Raw genomic sequence first — 16,066 nt, 5'->3', positions numbered from 1 at the left:
TGCGTAAATTGCGCAACATATTGATTGGAAAGGCTTGCAGATAATTAAAATATTTACTATTACGCGCGCACGAAGCGTTTCGATCAGCGAAATTTCGAAATCGTTTTCAGCCGCCGGATGAGAAACGTTTGAAGGCAGAAACACCTTCGCGTATAGAAAAAGGCCGCACCCTATTCCGGTAGCGGCCTGGCTGTTCAATCTGGCGACGGCAATGAATCACTCATCGATGGGCGGCAGCGGCGGGGGTGGGTACGAAGGCGGCAAGGATGACGGGCGCGGAGGTGACGAATGCCGGAACACGCGCGCCGGAATCGGCGGCGGGGGCTCATTGAACGTGAGGGTCTCGAGCCGACGAGCCACGCTTAGCGCCTCAGAAAAACGCACTGCGCCGGGCTTGCGCAGCCGTCTCTCGCCCGCCGGGGACGTTTCATCGAAGTGCACGCGTGCGTATTCGTCACCATTCGGGCCGACGAAATGCGGCACGGCGTCACTATCGTCGTCGAGCAACATGGCCTCGGGGGCGGCCCTGGCCTCACCCACGTCTCGATGAGACGCCACGCCCAGGTCCTCGCGAGGTGTTTGCGCCGCGGTGTAGCCGCGTCTCGGGCGCTCGCCGACGAACAGGGGGAGCGTCGCGTATTGATTCTCGTCGTACATGTCGTCGTCGAGCACCGGCTCAAGCGCGTCGTCAGGCCGCCGGCCCTCGAAGGCTTGCATGGCACCGTCCAGCACTGCGCTGCCTTCGGATTTCGCCACGTCGATATCCAGGGCTCTGCCGGCAAGCCACGACCCCGTGCTCCCTTGTCCCCCGGACCGGGCATCGTTGAGCAGCAACGTATACTCGTGCGCCCCGAAGCCTCGCTCCCGAATCATTCTGAGCGTGACACGTTGATTTGCCGGATAGCCGAGCAGCAAGGCAAGCCGCGCCGCGTCGTTGGCGGCACGCATCTTGTTCTTGGCAAACCACGATGTCGACGCCGCAGGTTTGAGCACCCATTTGCCATCGCGCACGGAAAGCCGCAACGGTACGTCCGCACCGCCATTGTGCATCTCGCGTTCGACTTCGCGTGTCATGTCGTTGAGCGCGATCAGCGCTCTGATTTCGACCTTGAGTTCGTCGCGCTTACGTTCACACACATTCAGGGAGAGGTTCTGCATTGCGTTGCGCAGTGCGACGAGCTCCGCGAGATTTCCTTCTGCGATCCGCTTCCCTTCGCCATGCGGCAGCGACGGAATCAACGTGTCCAGTTCGCGAATCGCATGGTTCAGCGGTTCGATCTGCTCGAGTTGCGCTCGTACGGGCGCCACGTCGAACGTCCGGACAAAAGGCTTGGCGGAATGAGGTATGTCGCGGCGCATTGAATTGATGGCGAGCGGAACGCCGTTGCGCACCGAACGCATGGCTGTCGAGCGATCCCGCTCGAAGCTCACCTCGTTGCCAATGGCGTCGAGATAAGCGGTACGCCAGCACTCAAGCGTTTCGCCAACGCTCCTGGGCATCAGCGGGTGGGCTTCCAATCGGTTGGCTTGAGCGACATCCCAATCGCGCGCGCTGCACCAACTTTCCAGCGGAATGCCGCAGTTTTCCAGGTCGCTCCTCTGCCGGGCAGGGTATGTCTGCCAGGCCTTGCCTATGGGGGAAAGCGCAGAGGTCGAGACTGACCCCAATCGCTGAAAGTCCGAGCCGAAGCTGTTACCGTCGTCAGGCGGCTTCGACCAATTGGCGGAAATGACTTGCACCGGCACAGGGCCGGACGCAGCAGAAATAGATCCCATCATCGTCTCCAGATCATCAGACCGAATGGTCTTCAAGCGCGAGGAGACTAAAGGGATTCGCTGTGAGCGGATGTCGATAATGTCGAATGCCTTCGCTTTGTGGCACCGACACAGCCGTTTCCCGCCAGGATCAGAAGCGGGCGAGCAGTTGGCCCAGGAGTGCAGCCCCTTCCTTGCCCTTGGCCGAATCGGCCCATAGGCGATCGATCATCGCGCGATACATGCCCACCCCGTCGGGCGACGTGGTGATCGTGGCGATGCCGGTACGCAAGTTTGGCAGCTCGCCCAGACGGAACGGCGACACGGCGACATAGGCTTCGCCCTGCGCTTCGAAGATCTGGAACGTCTCATTGGGCATGTTGTCGCTCACGATACCGATCTGCACGCCTGTCGTGTCGGCTTCGAGAAACTCGACAATGCGCGCAACCTCGCGACGTGCCGCCATCTTGCGCTCAAGCTGCACCCCGGGCGGCAGCCCCAGCCGGCCCACAAGCCCGTGATGCAGAAACTGCTCGATCTGACGCAGCCCGATCAGGCTGGTCACGGCCAGCCGCTGACGCGAGAAGCTCGACTTGCGCTCCTGCAGAATTCCCAGCACGCGATCAATCGTATTCGTCCAGTGACGGTCGGCGAGTGAGGGCGGAATGCTCTCGTCAAGCATGTGACGCAGCCAAACGTCATAGTCTTCCGAGGTGAGCAGAAACGAGATCGGGTCGAAATGCGCGACGATACGCTCCGAGCGGCTTTCCAACTGACGCATCCGTTCGAAGTAACTCACCGCCGAGTCATGGTATTCGACCTCCACCCCCAGCAGATTCGCCAGCGACACGCCGAGCAGCGCGGCGAGCCGCTCCAGCGTGTCGATCTTGACGATTTCGCCGCGCTCAAGCTTGTAGATGGCCGCGCGCGAGATATCGAGTTGCTCCGCCACATCCTCGCTACGTAACTCCGCCGCCAGCCGGTAGGCGCGCAAACGCTCGCCAATGGCTCGGAAATTGAAACGCGCACCTCTCGGCGCCCGGGATGTCGTCGCAGCTCGATTCAAATCGCCCCCTGTCGGATTGCCAATGCCCGGGTCAGCCAAACGCGCCGCACCCGCATTGCAGTGCCGGAATTATACCGGTCGGTTGCTCGTCTCGATGTCAGGCCTTTGTCGTTGCCGACACGCAGTTTCCCTTCCGGCACTGTCGCAAACACCCCACATCGATCCACCGATTATTTTTTCGATTGTCTATTTTTTTAGACATCTGCACGATCCCGATCACGGATACCCCATGGCGTGGGAATGCCCTGCCCCGAGGGCAAGCCTGTGGTGTTTTGGGGGGGTGACTCCACGTGCCGGCAGTGATAGCCTGCGCGCCGTCCAGAAATTTATACAAACAAAGAGGGAATGATGAAAACCTGGCACAAGGTGGCTGGCGCCGCCGCACTGAGCGCCGCGACGCTCGCAACCACCGCTCACGCGCAATCGAGCGTGAGCTTCTATGGCCTGGCAGATGCCTATGTCGGCTCGGTGAAGAACCCCGGCGGCAACGCCGCTGTGGTGCAGCAAGGTGGCGGCATGACCACGTCGTATTGGGGGCTGGCCGGCACCGAAGACCTTGGCGGCGGCAACAGCGCGCTGTTCGTGCTGGAGAGCTACTTCCAGCCGAATAACGGAACGTACGGCCGCTTCGCCGGCGATAGCTTCTTCTCGCGCAATGCTTACGTGGGTCTGTCAAACGCGCTTGGCACCTTGCGCCTCGGCCGCATCACCACCCCGCTTTATCTCGCCACGATCCAGTTCAACCCGTTTAACAACTCGTACACCTTCTCGCCAATGATCTTCCACACCTACAAGGGTCTGGGGACGCAGGGCGTGGTGGGCGATTCGGCATGGAACAACGCCGTGGCATATACGTCGCCAACGTATGCCGGCATGGCGGGCACACTGCTCTATGCGACCGGCAACAGCCCGACCGACCATAGCGCTAAGAAGTGGGCTGCTGCGATCACCTATGCCAACGGCCCGTTCGCTGCGGCCGTGAACTATCAATACGTGAATTTCAGTGCGACACCGGGCGACTTCGGCTCGCAGTTGCCGGGCGTTACCGGGCTGACCAACCAGAACACGGCACAACTCGGCCTCTCGTACGACTTCGCCGTGGTGAAGGTCTTCGCCCAATACATGCTCATCGCGAGTCAGGCCGCGAGCGGCAACTTCCACGCCAATACCGGGCAGTTGGGCGCCTCGGTTCCGCTCGGCCGCGGCAGCGTGCTCGCTTCGGTCGCCTACACCGGCTCGAACGGTTCGGGCGACAACCAGCGCCGTACCACGTGGGCCCTTGGCTACGACTACCCGCTGTCCAAACGCACGGACATTTACGCCGCGTACAAGTATGACCACATGAGTGACATGTCGACCGGACAGACCTACGGCGCCGGCCTGCGCATGAAGTTCTGAGCGAAGGCAGGCCACTCGGCCAGCCTTCCCGAGGTGTGCGACGGCACACGATTGCCGCCCTTGAAGCGTGCCGTCGCACCGCCACGAAATCAGGGTTTGACCCGATTATTTTCGTCTTGCCTGCCTTGTCGGGTTCGTTTAGTCTAAATATTTAGACAGATGGAGAGCATGATGGATCTGCAACTTGCATGCGTCTGGTTACAGCGCGACACCGTCGGTCTGTCCGACATTGAAGACTTTGCCGCGCGTTGTCTCCATGCGTCGAAGACCGCTACACGCGAGTCTGCTGCGTTGCTGTTGCTGGCGCAGGCCGCGCAGACTTTCGCGGAGCGTCAATCGGGCATTGCCGCGAACGGCGAGACGTTTCAGGCATTCCTCGCTCGCACCAAAGCCTATGCCACGATGTTGCGCGACGCCGCAGCAACCTCCGATGCGAGCTTTCTTGCCTCGTTGAACGGCTTTGCCGCGCAACTGACCGCCGAGATCTATGCGTGACGTGGCGTGACGACGAGCGAGTCTCGATGCCCATCCCCGGCGGCTTTTTTTCACTTGATTGTCTAAAAATTTAGACAATTTGACGAGATTGGACGAATGCGGCGCCAGGTCAATCGCCACGCCGCTTCGCCGCCTCACAGGAATCGATCATGGAAGCCAACCTGAACACACCGAGTGCGCAACGCGCGGACGCCACGTCTGACGACATCGTCACTCCTTACGCTTGGAAAGCGCTCGCGGGCTCCGCCATCGGCTACGCGATGGACGGCTTCGATCTGCTGATTCTCGGCTTCATGCTGCCGGCGATTACGGCCGGCCTGCACCTCTCGCCCGGACAAGCCGGCGCGCTCGTGACGTGGACATTGATCGGTGCCGTCGCGGGCGGCATTCTGTTCGGTGCCCTCTCGGATCGCTACGGGCGCGTGCGCATGCTCACGTGGACGATTCTGCTATTCGCGGTCTTCACGGGCCTGTGCGCGTTTGCCCAGGGTTTCTGGGACTTGCTGGTGTATCGCACGATTGCGGGCATCGGACTGGGCGGCGAGTTCGGCATCGGCATGGCGCTGGCCGCCGAAGCGTGGCCTGCGGCGAAGCGCGCACGTGTCTCGTCGTACGTCGCGCTCGGCTGGCAGACGGGTGTGCTCGCCGCCGCGCTGCTCACGCCGCTGCTGCTGATGCATATCGGCTGGCGGGGCATGTTCCTCGTGGGGGTGCTGCCGGCACTCGTCGCGTGGGTGCTGCGTAACAAGCTGCACGAGCCTGAAGTCTTTGTCCGGCGCAGCGGCAAAGCCGCGAAATCGGGCGCGGGCAGCAACGCCTTCCGTCTGCTCGTGAAGGATGCCCGCACCACGCGCGTGAGTCTGGGCATCGTGATCCTCTGTTCGGTTCAGAACTTCGGCTACTACGGGATCATGATCTGGCTGCCGACGTTCCTCTCACAGAAGCTCGGCTTCTCGCTCACGAAGTCCGGTCTTTGGACCGCGGCCACCGTGATCGGCATGATGATCGGCGTGTGGGCCTTCGGGCAACTGGCCGACCGTATCGGACGCCGGCCCACGTTCCTGCTGTATCAGGCGGGCGCCGTGGTCATGGTCCTCGTCTACGCCCAACTCACCGATCCGACGGTCATGCTGTTCGCCGGCGCGCTGATGGGCATGTTCGTGAACGGCATGGTCGGCGGCTACGGCACGCTCATGTCCGAGGCTTATCCCACTGCGGCACGCGCCACCGCACAGAACGTGCTGTGGAACATCGGGCGCGCCATCGGCGGGCTCGGGCCGGTCGTCGTGGGCGCGCTTGCCGCCCGCTACTCGTTCCAGATTGCCATTGCGCTGCTCGCGAGCCTGTATGTGCTCGACATGATCGCGACGCGATTCCTGATCCCCGAACTCAAAGGCGTTGAACTCGAATAACGAGAACGAGATGCGCGACGTCCCCGCCGCGCGCCACGCCAGCCCTCACCCTCCGGAGCCCTCATGTCAGTTGCCACCCTGTCGCGTACCGACGTCGCCCACCCATTGGGGTATGCGCCCTCGGACACGCACGACGCACACGGCACGCACGATGTGTCTTGCCGAGCGCCTACGGTCGCCGCGCATCGCTGCCGCGTGCTCACGCACCGCGCCGTCAACGCACGTTACCGCTATTTGCGTCTGCAAGCCGATGCGCCCATCGCCCTCACCACGCAGCCCGGCCAGTTCTACCAACTGAAGTGTCCGGTCACGCTGAGCGACGCCCCCTTCCTGCTGCGCCCGATGAGCGTGTACGGCACGGGCCCCGAGCCGGACACCATCGAGTTTCTCTACAACGTCACTGGCGTTGGCACGCGCGCCCTTGCCACCCTGTTGGAAGGGGCAACGCTCGATATCGTCGGCCCGCTTGGCAATACGTTCACGCTTAATACCCAGTCTTCGCAATGGCAACGCGTGATGCTGGTCGCGCGCGGGGTCGGGCTGGCGACGATGGCGCCGCTAGTGCAACGGGCGGCGGCGGCCGGGCTGAAGTTGACGGTCGTCATGTCGGCCCGCAGCGAAGCCGACCTGATGCACGACGAATTTCTGCGCTCGCCCGAAGCCCGCGCACTGGCCGACGTGCATTGCGTGTTCGACACCGACGGCTCGTCGGCCGTAGACGCCCTGGAGCCGCGCATACGTGCTCTGCTCGACGCCGCGCCGCACGACGCTGTCTACACCTGCGGCTCGCATCGTTTATTGATGCTGCTCCAGCGTGTGCTGCATGCGCATCCGCACATCACGGCCGAGGTCGCGATGGAACAACGCATGGCGTGCGGCATGGGGGTTTGCCTGTCGTGCGTGCGCCTGTTCGATCGCGATGGCGACAAGCAATTCCTGCGCGTGTGCCGGGAGGGCCCGGTGTTTCCGATTCGCGACGTCGTCGGGGAGGTGGACTTTGGCTGATCTTTCCGTACGCATCGGATCGCTGACGCTGCGCAATCCGGTCATGCCGGCCTCTGGCTGCTTCGCGGTCGAATACGCCGAAGCGCTGGACCTGACCCGGCTCGGTGCGCTCGTCATCAAGAGTGTCTCGCCAGTAACGCGTGCGGGTAATCCGACACCGCGCGTGGCCGAGACCGCCAGCGGCATGCTCAACTCCATCGGCATTCCGAGCAAGGGGCTCGACGCCTACCGGCGGGACGTGTTGCCCGCCTATACGCGTTTCGATACGCCAGTCGTGGTGTCCGTCTCGGCCGACACGGCGGAGTCTTTCGGGGAAGCCTGCGAGACGCTGTCGCTGCCGGAAGTCGCGGCCATCGAAGCGAACATCTCCTGCCCGAACCTTGAAGCCGACGGCATGGCCTTTGCCATGCTGCCCGAGACCACTTACAAGGCCGTGAGCGCCATTCGCCGGCGCACCTCGCATCCGTTGTGGGTGAAGCTCACCCCCAACGCCGGACAGATCGCGTTGATCGCCAAAGCGGCGGAAGACGCCGGTGCCGACGCCATCGTCATGGGCAACACCGTACTGGGCATGGCCATCGATGTGCGCACGCGCAAGCCCAAACTGGGCAACGTCATGGGGGGACTCTCGGGCCCGGCGATCAAGCCGCTCGCCGTCCGGCTCGTGCATCAGTGCCATCGGGCGGTGCGCATCCCGATCATCGGCTGCGGCGGTATCGAAACGGCAGACGACGCCGTGGAGTTCATGCTCGCGGGAGCCTCGGCGGTGCAAGTCGGTACCGCGTCGTTCCGCGATCCGGCCGTGATGGGACACATCATCGACGGGTTGACAGCGTATTGCGAGGCGCAAGCCGTCGAACGCATCGCAACGCTCACCGGCGCCGTCGCGCTCGACGCCCAGTTGACCGACCGCTGGCTGCGCTTTGCGCAGCAGTCCGGCTGAGCCGTCACACGTTTTACGTAACCCTCGCAAAGCCTCACGCGAAAAGAAGCACACAAAAGAAGCACACTCATGGAACTGAACGCGCTGGCCCCGCTGGCCGAGCAACTCTTCACCGATCTGCGCCGTCTTGGCAACGACGGTGTCGGCATCACCCGCGACAGCTACGGCGAAGGCGAGAATGCCGCCGCCTCGTATCTGACGGAATGGGCCGGGCATCAAGGACTGGCCGTCGCACGCGACCGCGCCGCCAACCTGATCTTCACCCTGCCCGACGACACTGGCGACGCTCCCGCCACATGGATTGGCTCGCATCTCGATTCGGTGCCGCAAGGCGGCAATTACGATGGTCTGGCCGGTATCGTCGCCGGGCTGTTGTGCCTTGTCGAACAACGGCGCAGCGAGCGCCGCACCACCACGCCGGTGCGCGTACTCGCCTTGCGCGGCGAGGAAAGCGCATGGTTCGGCAAGGCGTACATGGGCTCGAGCGCACTGTTCGGCAAACTGAACGACGCCGATCTGGCTATGCCCCATCGCACGCATGGCCGAACGCTCGCGGCATGCATGGCCGAGGCGGGCGCCGATATCGACGCGATTCGCGACGGCGCTCTGCTGTTCGACGTCTCGCGGGCCAAGGCGTGGCTGGAACTCCACATCGAACAGGGTCCGGTGATGATCGCGCGCAACATGCCCGTGGCCATCGTGCCCGGTATTCGCGGCAACGTGCGGCATAACCGCGTGTCATGCGTGGGGGAAGCCGGCCACTCGGGAGCCGTGCCGCGCTGGCTGCGTCACGATGCCATGTTCGCGGTGGCGGACCTCATCACACGACTCGACGAGCATTGGCGCGCCCTGCTGGAGCGCGGCATCGATCTGGTCGTGACCACCGGCATCGTCGGCACCGATCCCGCCGAGCACGCCATCTCGCGCATTCCGGGCAAAGTGGATTTCAGTCTGGAAGTCCGCAGCCAGAGTTCCGATACGCTCGATGTGTTCTACGAATTGATGCGTACCGAGTGCCGCGCCATCGAGCGCGATCGCGGTGTGCAGTTCGTGTTCGACCGGCGGCTGGCGTCGGCCCCCGCGATCATGGATGCGCAGGTGTCGTCGCTGCTGGTCGACGCTTGCCGCATGCTCGATCTTCCGCAAGAGCGGGTGCCGAGTGGCGCCGGTCACGACGCCGCCATCTTCGCCAACGCCGGGATTCCAAGCGGCATGGTGTTCGTGCGCAATGCCAACGGCTCGCACAATCCGCACGAAAGCATGGATCTCGACGACTTCATGCGCGGCGTACAAGTGCTTGACGCCACCACGCATCGGCTCTGAACGCATCCCGCCTCGACATAACAAAACGGGCCGCGAACATGCGACCCGTTTTGTCTTCTCTCGTCACGTCGCCATCGAGGCGCGAGACCTGCCTCACCCGGCTTGCCGGACTTACGGCGCCAAAGCGATCACCTCGGCGACCGCAGCGGTCAGCTTCTTCGCATAAGGCACGTGCAGGAATTCGTTCGGGCCGTGCGCGTTCGACTTCGGGCCAAGCACGCCGCACACCATGAACTGCGCCGTCGGGAATCCGGCTTGCAGCGTATTCATCAGCGGGATCGTGCCGCCCTGCCCGATGTACGCCACATCCGCTCCGTAGTGCCGTTGCGATGCCGTATTGAGCGCCGACGTGAGCCACGGTGCAACGTCGGGGGCGTTCCAACCGGAAGCCGCGCCGGCGTCGGACTTGAACGTCACCTTCGCGTTGTACGGCGGATCGAGTTCGAGCAGCGACTTGAGTTCGGCCACGGCTTTGGCGGCGTCAACGAGCGGCGGCAACCGTAGCGACAGCTTGAACGCCGTACGCGGACGCAACACATTCCCGGCATCGGCCAACGCGGGCAAACCGGCAGCCCCCGTCACCGACAACGACGGACGCCACGTCGAATTGAGCAGCGCCTCCTTCGGATCGGTCGTGGTCGGCAGCACCGACAAACCGTCTTGTCCGCAAGCCCACGGCATCTTTTTCCAGACGTCGTCGCCAAGAATACGGGCGGTGGCTTCGGCCTCTTTCAGACGCTGCAACGGGATCGGGGTATGAAAGCCCTGCGGCAGCACGTTGCCGGTGCCGGCATCTTCAAGACGCTCGAACAACTGGCGCATGATGCGAAAGCTCGACGGCGCAATGCCGCCGTAGCCGCCCGAGTGAATGCCCTCGTCGAGCACCTGCACTTCGAGGCTGCCGGAGATCAGGCCACGCAGCGACGTCGTCAGCCACAACTGGTCGTAGTTGCCCGCCCCGGAATCGAGGCAGACGACCAGACCGACACGGCCCAGACGTTCACGCAAGGCGTCGACATACGGCAGAAGATCGTAGCTGCCGGACTCTTCGCAGGTCTCGATGAGACCCACACAGCGCGGACGCTCCACACCTTGCGCATCGAGCGCTGCAAGCGCCGTTACGCTGGCGTAGATGGCGTAGCCGTCGTCCGCGCCGCCACGGCCATAGAGCTTGCCGTCCTCGAACTTGGGCGTCCACGGGCCGAGGTCCTTGCGCCATCCGTCGAACTCGGGTTGCTTATCGAGGTGACCGTAGAGCACGATCGTCTCGCTGCTGCCGGAACGCGTGGCCGGGGCTTCAAAGAAGATCACCGGCGTGCGGCCTTCCAGACGAATCACTTCGAGCTTCAGTCCCTTCACCGGCTGACGCTCTGCCCACTGCGCAGCGTCGCGCACCACGCGATCGATGTAGCCGTTGCGCGCCCAATCGGCATCGAAGCCCGGGCTCTTGGCGGGGACGGCAATGTAATCGGTCAGCGCGTGCAGAATTTCGTCGTTCCATTTGCGCTCGACGAATTCGCGCAATGCCGCCGTATCGAGCGACGGCTGAGTCGGGGTGACTGTGTCGGTCATGGGGAGTCCTTGGGGGTGTTCCGGTTGGCGCGACAGGCCGGCTCGCGGAATTTGCGCCCGGTCGGTCGCGGGTCCGTCGCCGACCTCTCCGGGAGTGCCGGGCGGGCGGACGATCCTTATGGCGTCATGATAGCCATTCCCGGCGGCGGTGGCGACCGGCCGGCCAGAGGGTGCGCATCTACCTCGCCTGATTAGCCCGGCGAGATGCGGCAAGCGGCGAGCGGCATATGGCTTATGCCGTACGCCATGCGGCCGGCAACGACAGCACCAGACGCATCACAGCGAGAACACCGAACTGACGTTCAGTTGCCGGTACCGGGCGGATCGAAGCGGAACACGATCTCTCCGGCAGCGGCCGTCGCCTTCACGCACGTGGCGGATTGCGTCGCTTTGCCGGGAATTTCCAGAGAGTGCTCCGTATCGGTGGCGCTGCAACGCCAGAAGAATGTGACCGGACGCTCGCACCGGTTCGCGACTTCGTAACGATAGTGGGTAACGTCGGCAGGTAGCGCGCGCAGTGCCCCGCACGGCCTTCCCGCCGTGTCGAGCGGCTCCGCCGGCATGGCCGGCGTCTGCGCGCGAACCGGCGTGCTCACCGCAATGGCGAGCAGCACCCCTATCCCCGTGATCCCCGAACGACGCTTTGCCGTGATGAACATCAGAGCCAGCGCCATGCGATGGCGATGGCCCCGATGGCGATGCCAACGGAGATGACCACGCCAAACCATGCCAACTGCGCGCGCCGTGCCCGACGGCGGCTCGATTCCGAAGTGTCGTAAAAACGACCCAATCCGCCCGAGTACAACTTTTCCCAGCGAATTTCCATGGCGCACCTCACAAATCAATCAAACCAGCCCGCACAACTGTTTTCTTTTCTTCTTTATCGAAAGTTATGAGGCGCAAGACAATTCGGATAAATCCGGGCAAATTCCGAACAGCGAACTACCCAAAATTCCGACAAAGCGCCTTCGCTTCAAGATCGCACTATTCTTTCGTAAACGCAATAGCGTGACCTTGCAGAACGCGGCTACATCGCCACGAGAGACCACGTCATCGACGATGGATATCAACGCGCATTGCGCGCTTTATCGTAGGTGTCGACAGATTTTTAATGGGGAATTGCAGGTATTTTCCGACATCCGGGTTCGAGAGCGTTTTGAAACGGAGAATCTTTGTAACAAGACGTTTCAAAACGGCGAAGGCATTCGTTCAAGGCGGGCGATCGAAAGGGCGAAATGAAAGCGCCGCGGCCCCCGGCACCATAGGGGCGGGAGCGGACTTTTCACTTGAAAAGCGGGAATATGCAGCCGGAATGTCAGCCGAAGTAACGTTGCGCGGCGATCCGCTGAAGGCGGCGCCGCGCACGAAAAGGAAGATCTGTGACTTTAGCGTCCCAGGAAGGCCGCACCCACGGACAAGAGCACGAATCCGCCGACACTACAGGCGATCGCGATTGCCAACAGGCGTTGAAAGAGTTGCTCGCGCTCAGTGGCGCTGCGATGGGAACGGGGTGCATCGTGATGAATCGTCCCCCATCCACTCGAATACACTTTTTTCCAACGGATGTGCATAAGTTACCTCGCGTTGTTTAGTGTTCGTAGCCTTGCCGGTCATCGATTCTCGCTATCGGAATCGACGAGACGCAGGGCTAGTATGCGCTTTGTCCGGCAGCCGTAAACCCCTCATCTGTGCTGCGTCGCCGCAAGCAAAACCTCCGATTTGGCCGGATTTCGAGACCCGATATCCTGACCAGGAATACCGTCACCCTGACGCGATTCGTGATTTTTGACGGCCCGTGTCAATGCGACAGAATGTCGCAGGTGCGACAAGTTGTCGCGCAACCCGCATGAATCGTGGAATTGGGAGATTTTCAGGCTTCGACAGGGACGTGCATGTCGCAGACGCGCCTTTGGCGGTATGCCGGGCTACCGGGAGGCACCTGAGGTGAAACGCATGGCGCACCTGTTTCGTAGTGCACCGCAACATCGATTCTTTCGATAAACCACAAAGCTGGGGTAAATCCGGGGGCGGTTCCCCGCCCCGCGAACGTCACGACTCGAACGGATTTTTAACTTGCCGCGCCGTGGTGCCCGCTGCCTCGGCGTGTGCAGGCAAATCGGCGCCCGACAGCGTCGCCACAACGGCGTCGAGCACCGCTTTGAGCGCTTGCGCCTGATGCAGCCCGTCGGCATCGCGGCGAATTTCCAGGTTGCCAAAAATGGCAACGTGATCCGTATGATTTTCGACATTCAGTTCGCCAAGCGTGAGCGCATCGGCATCGTTGGCGAACGGAGCGAACTTGGCGTTAACGGAAGACGAAGCGGACATTGGAAACTCCTCAGTCGGGGGAAATCAAGGTGGAAACGGGGCAAATGCCCCCGGCAACGTTCGTAGCAATGCCTTGCACACGCCACCGTCAGGCTTAGCGAATGATCGTACGCAAGAAATCAAGCACCGTCTGCACCTCGCGGAACGACGGCACCTCCGGATCTCGCTTGCGCTTGCCGCCCGCCGCCTTGGGTGCGGGCAATCGCATGGCCGTGCGCTTCACGTCCGCCGGCATGCCAGGGAAGAAGTCGATGCCGGCCAGCGTCTCGAGTTCCGCCACGCTCACCACAGAATAGTCGCCGGTGGCTTCGTTCGCGACAAGGTAGGCGCCTGCCTGCTTGCGCCTGGGATCGTAGACCACCTTATAGAGCTGCGTGGGCACCATCACCCGATTGCCGACCTGCGTAATCGTCTTGCCCTTGAACAGCGGACCGGTGAGAACGAACAATTCGCCGCGATCCTGCGCGAGCTTGCGTACGCTCGACTCGATGCCTGCCCACAAATAGCGATTGTTCTCGCTGTTCTGCGGCACCATGTTCGACAGCGAGAAGCTCTCCGATTGCGCCTGCGCGTCCGGCATATCGGCCGACGGCGCCATGTGTCCACGGTCGTACCCCGAGCGGACATAGTCGCGCAGTTCAGCCCGCTCTCCCGGGGGAAGGCGCGATTCCGCGTGGAAGTTGTTGACGCGAGAGATCTGACGCGCATCGCTCAAGCCGGCGCGCGTGAGACGTTCCGCCGACCACAACGGTGTGCGTGTCACCCCGGAGTGCATGACACCGAACGCACTGAAGCACACCTCGCGTGCGTTGCGTGTCATCGCCGCATTGGTGATGTCGGGTGCGGTGCCCGCCCAATAATGGTCGCCACATGCCGTGGCGGCGGCAAACGCGTCGCCCGGAAGCGCCATGACGGCAATGGCGGAAGCAAGGGAAATCAGGGAGAACAGAGAGGCAGAGGACACTGCCAACGGCAACTTCCCGGTCATCGCGCGCAAGCGGTTTGCGCGCACTGCGGTGACCGTCCATCGAGACTGCTTCATCGCACGGCTTAGGGTAAAACGTCAGGGGGTGCGATTGTAGCGGATGAACGGCTATTCGGGGACGACGTTTGCCGCACCGTAGGCGGCGCATTGCAAGGTTTGGGCCGGGCCAAGGTTGTCGCACTCGTCCGCTTGCGCCGATGGCAGCCATGCCTGCTCGAGAAAGAGCAGGCAAAGCACCAGCGCGAGCATGAGGAGCAGCGTTTTCATTGCGGCATCCGAGTAGGGTTGCCGCATTGTATGCGGGGACACCACCGTTTATCCCGTCCCCGCCCCGCTGAATTGTTTCGGTTCGTTACGGCAGCCGACACAGGGCCCCATCCCCCGGGGCGTTCAGTCACCCGGCACTTCGCCGCGCTGCGCAACGAGCGCGGCCAGCGGCTCGTTCATCGGCCCGTCGGCGCGCAGTCCTTCGACCACACCGACGCGATCGGACATCGCACGATTCTGCGACATCTTGAATTTGCCCTCGATGCGTCGAATCGGAATCTCCACACCGACAATTGCCCGCAGCATGCCGTCGATGAAGTCGGCCGGCGCGTCTTCCACCGCCCACGGCGCAGAGCGGCCCTGTTCCTGAGATTGTGTGAGATCGCCCACGAGCCGGCGCAGCCATGCCGCATCGTCAATCACACGTGGCTTCCCCCACACGTGCACCGCCGCATAGTTCCAGGTCGGCACCACCTTGCCATGCTCGGCCTTGGCGGCATACCACGACGGCGTGATGTACCCCTGCGGCCCCGTGAACGCGACCAGACATTCATCGACATCGCGAAGCGCAGGGCCATGCGGATTGGCGCGCGCAAAATGCGCACGCAACGTACCGAACTCACCTTCATCCGGATACACAAGGAAAGGAATCGAATCGGCGATCAGGCCCTGCGAGCCGGCGCTCACGAGCAGACCGAGCGGATACGTGCGAATGAGATCGTGCAGCACTTCGGTACGCGTCTCGGCAAAAGCGGCGGGCTGATACATCGATGGCTCCGGACAAAATCGGCGGGGATGGGATTACGCATAGCGTACGTCCGCCCGTGGCCCTTGGCAAAGACCCAATGTACAGAATTATTTTGGTGCCATCCGAATACCGGACGGCATCCCGCCCCGGACGCCGGCGGGCGAATCCTCCGCCAGCCGGCGAGCCCGGAAGACCGTATCAGAGGAAGGATTTGGCCTGATCGAGAACCTTGTCGCAGACCTGACGCGTCAATTGTTCCTTGAGCCCGCCACCGTTCAGATCGACTGTCTTGCCGTCCGGCGAGGACAGCAGCCCCTTGGCCCCGTCGAGGTAGCCGGGGCTGGCCGCCGGCGAGCCCGATTGCGTGCCGATCTTGCCGAGCAGCTTGTCTTTGACATCGGTAGCCGAACTCAGATTGGCGCCGCTGAGATAGTTGTTCTTGATACAGAACTGCAACACGCCGGTCGCGTTCCCAACGCTGCCCGAGGTCAGCGAGCCGGTCGAGGCAAGCCCGCCGAGACTGCCGGCCAGACCACCGGAGTTGCCGCCACCGGAACTTCCGCCCACGGCGTTCTTGAGCAAATCGAGTTGCGCTTGCGCCTGCATCGGTGCGCCCAAGGCCAGCACCAGCGCAACGCTACCCCCTGCCAACCCGATTCGGGACATCTTCCAACCTGCATTAGCCGAGCTTTCCATGCGTCGCGACATACGATCCTCCGTGATGTGAATGACGTGGGTGAGGCTGGCTCACTATAGCAGGACGCCTGTG

At 62.7% G+C, this 16,066-nt stretch carries 16 protein-coding genes; 7 read left to right on the top strand and 9 right to left on the bottom strand.

Annotated features, from left to right (window positions below):
• Positions 1-216: 216 nt before the first annotated feature.
• Positions 217-1,779, bottom strand: a complete 1,563-nt coding sequence (locus tag AT395_RS09635; protein WP_125348082.1) for a hypothetical protein — start codon at positions 1,777-1,779, stop codon at positions 217-219.
• A gap of 127 nt (positions 1,780-1,906) precedes the next feature.
• Entirely contained in the window at positions 1,907-2,821 is a 915-nt protein-coding gene (locus AT395_RS09630) for a helix-turn-helix domain-containing protein (RefSeq protein WP_042115308.1), read from the bottom strand.
• 345 nt (positions 2,822-3,166) lie between these two features.
• Between AT395_RS09630 and AT395_RS09625 the strand changes: the two genes are divergently transcribed.
• From AT395_RS09625 to AT395_RS09600, 6 genes are all read left to right on the top strand, one after another.
• Positions 3,167-4,219 (top strand): porin, encoded by a 1,053-nt coding sequence (locus tag AT395_RS09625; protein WP_048629135.1) that lies wholly within the window; start codon positions 3,167-3,169, stop codon positions 4,217-4,219.
• 168 nt (positions 4,220-4,387) lie between these two features.
• Entirely contained in the window at positions 4,388-4,714 is a 327-nt protein-coding gene (locus AT395_RS09620; protein WP_224787375.1) for a hypothetical protein, read from the top strand.
• Between the two features lie 149 nt (positions 4,715-4,863).
• A complete protein-coding gene (locus AT395_RS09615; protein ID WP_042115302.1) occupies positions 4,864-6,126 on the top strand; it encodes an MFS transporter in 1,263 nt (420 codons plus the stop codon).
• A 63-nt stretch (positions 6,127-6,189) separates the two neighbouring features.
• Complete coding sequence (locus tag AT395_RS09610) at positions 6,190-7,131, top strand: dihydroorotate dehydrogenase electron transfer subunit (protein ID WP_082164796.1); 942 nt, start codon at positions 6,190-6,192, stop codon at positions 7,129-7,131.
• Complete coding sequence (locus AT395_RS09605) at positions 7,124-8,074, top strand: dihydroorotate dehydrogenase (protein ID WP_042115299.1); 951 nt, start codon at positions 7,124-7,126, stop codon at positions 8,072-8,074. The genes AT395_RS09610 and AT395_RS09605 overlap by 8 nt, the downstream gene beginning before the upstream one ends.
• Positions 8,075-8,143: 69 nt before the next feature.
• The gene (locus AT395_RS09600; RefSeq protein WP_048629133.1) at positions 8,144-9,397 is read left to right on the top strand and encodes a hydantoinase/carbamoylase family amidase; all 1,254 of its coding nucleotides are present in this window, start codon (positions 8,144-8,146) and stop codon (positions 9,395-9,397) included.
• Positions 9,398-9,508: 111 nt separating this feature from the next.
• On the opposite strand, the gene AT395_RS09595 is transcribed toward AT395_RS09600, so the two are convergent.
• Positions 9,509-10,969: a M20 family metallopeptidase gene (locus AT395_RS09595; protein WP_048629132.1), complete on the bottom strand. Its 1,461-nt coding sequence runs from the start codon at positions 10,967-10,969 to the stop codon at positions 9,509-9,511.
• 302 nt (positions 10,970-11,271) lie between these two features.
• The gene (locus AT395_RS09590; protein ID WP_042115294.1) at positions 11,272-11,643 is read right to left on the bottom strand and encodes a hypothetical protein; all 372 of its coding nucleotides are present in this window, start codon (positions 11,641-11,643) and stop codon (positions 11,272-11,274) included.
• 52 nt (positions 11,644-11,695) lie between these two features.
• Between AT395_RS09590 and AT395_RS25540 the strand changes: the two genes are divergently transcribed.
• Entirely contained in the window at positions 11,696-12,208 is a 513-nt protein-coding gene (locus AT395_RS25540) for a hypothetical protein (protein WP_125348080.1), read from the top strand.
• A gap of 810 nt (positions 12,209-13,018) precedes the next feature.
• Here the strand turns inward: AT395_RS25540 and AT395_RS09585 are convergent.
• From AT395_RS09585 to AT395_RS09570, 5 genes are all read right to left on the bottom strand, one after another.
• Positions 13,019-13,297 carry a hypothetical protein gene (locus AT395_RS09585; RefSeq protein ID WP_042115292.1) on the bottom strand — a complete coding sequence of 93 codons (279 nt, stop codon included), beginning with the start codon at positions 13,295-13,297 and terminating at the stop codon, positions 13,019-13,021.
• A gap of 94 nt (positions 13,298-13,391) precedes the next feature.
• Positions 13,392-14,339, bottom strand: coding sequence for a DNA/RNA non-specific endonuclease (locus tag AT395_RS09580; RefSeq protein WP_231606131.1), 948 nt, complete (start codon positions 14,337-14,339; stop codon positions 13,392-13,394).
• Positions 14,340-14,390: 51 nt separating this feature from the next.
• The gene (locus AT395_RS25535; protein WP_156181607.1) at positions 14,391-14,549 is read right to left on the bottom strand and encodes a hypothetical protein; all 159 of its coding nucleotides are present in this window, start codon (positions 14,547-14,549) and stop codon (positions 14,391-14,393) included.
• A gap of 123 nt (positions 14,550-14,672) precedes the next feature.
• Positions 14,673-15,317, bottom strand: a complete 645-nt coding sequence (locus AT395_RS09575) for an FMN-binding negative transcriptional regulator (protein WP_048629129.1) — start codon at positions 15,315-15,317, stop codon at positions 14,673-14,675.
• A 178-nt stretch (positions 15,318-15,495) separates the two neighbouring features.
• Positions 15,496-15,963, bottom strand: a complete 468-nt coding sequence (locus tag AT395_RS09570) for a DUF2501 domain-containing protein (protein WP_042115289.1) — start codon at positions 15,961-15,963, stop codon at positions 15,496-15,498.
• Positions 15,964-16,066 lie beyond the last annotated feature (103 nt).

The sequence above is a fragment of the Pandoraea apista genome, assembly GCF_001465595.2.
Lineage (GTDB): Bacteria > Pseudomonadota > Gammaproteobacteria > Burkholderiales > Burkholderiaceae > Pandoraea > Pandoraea apista.
This window is presented reverse-complemented; position numbering and strand designations above follow the sequence as displayed.

What these genes read in the sequence shown, in the direction of transcription:
- AT395_RS09580 (WP_231606131.1), bottom strand. Translation starts at nt 14,339, where the DNA reads ATGAAGCAGTCTCGATGGACGGTCACCGCAGTGCGCGCAAACCGCTTG.
- AT395_RS09610 (WP_082164796.1), top strand. Translation starts at nt 6,190, where the DNA reads ATGTCAGTTGCCACCCTGTCGCGTACCGACGTCGCCCACCCATTGGGG.
- AT395_RS09615 (WP_042115302.1), top strand. Translation starts at nt 4,864, where the DNA reads ATGGAAGCCAACCTGAACACACCGAGTGCGCAACGCGCGGACGCCACG.
- AT395_RS09620 (WP_224787375.1), top strand. Translation starts at nt 4,388, where the DNA reads ATGATGGATCTGCAACTTGCATGCGTCTGGTTACAGCGCGACACCGTC.
- AT395_RS09570 (WP_042115289.1), bottom strand. Translation starts at nt 15,963, where the DNA reads ATGTCCCGAATCGGGTTGGCAGGGGGTAGCGTTGCGCTGGTGCTGGCC.
- AT395_RS09595 (WP_048629132.1), bottom strand. Translation starts at nt 10,969, where the DNA reads ATGACCGACACAGTCACCCCGACTCAGCCGTCGCTCGATACGGCGGCA.
- AT395_RS09635 (WP_125348082.1), bottom strand. Translation starts at nt 1,779, where the DNA reads ATGATGGGATCTATTTCTGCTGCGTCCGGCCCTGTGCCGGTGCAAGTC.
- AT395_RS09600 (WP_048629133.1), top strand. Translation starts at nt 8,144, where the DNA reads ATGGAACTGAACGCGCTGGCCCCGCTGGCCGAGCAACTCTTCACCGAT.
- AT395_RS09585 (WP_042115292.1), bottom strand. Translation starts at nt 13,297, where the DNA reads ATGTCCGCTTCGTCTTCCGTTAACGCCAAGTTCGCTCCGTTCGCCAAC.
- AT395_RS09575 (WP_048629129.1), bottom strand. Translation starts at nt 15,317, where the DNA reads ATGTATCAGCCCGCCGCTTTTGCCGAGACGCGTACCGAAGTGCTGCAC.
- AT395_RS25540 (WP_125348080.1), top strand. Translation starts at nt 11,696, where the DNA reads ATGCCAACTGCGCGCGCCGTGCCCGACGGCGGCTCGATTCCGAAGTGT.
- AT395_RS09625 (WP_048629135.1), top strand. Translation starts at nt 3,167, where the DNA reads ATGATGAAAACCTGGCACAAGGTGGCTGGCGCCGCCGCACTGAGCGCC.
- AT395_RS25535 (WP_156181607.1), bottom strand. Translation starts at nt 14,549, where the DNA reads ATGAAAACGCTGCTCCTCATGCTCGCGCTGGTGCTTTGCCTGCTCTTT.
- AT395_RS09590 (WP_042115294.1), bottom strand. Translation starts at nt 11,643, where the DNA reads ATGGCGCTGGCTCTGATGTTCATCACGGCAAAGCGTCGTTCGGGGATC.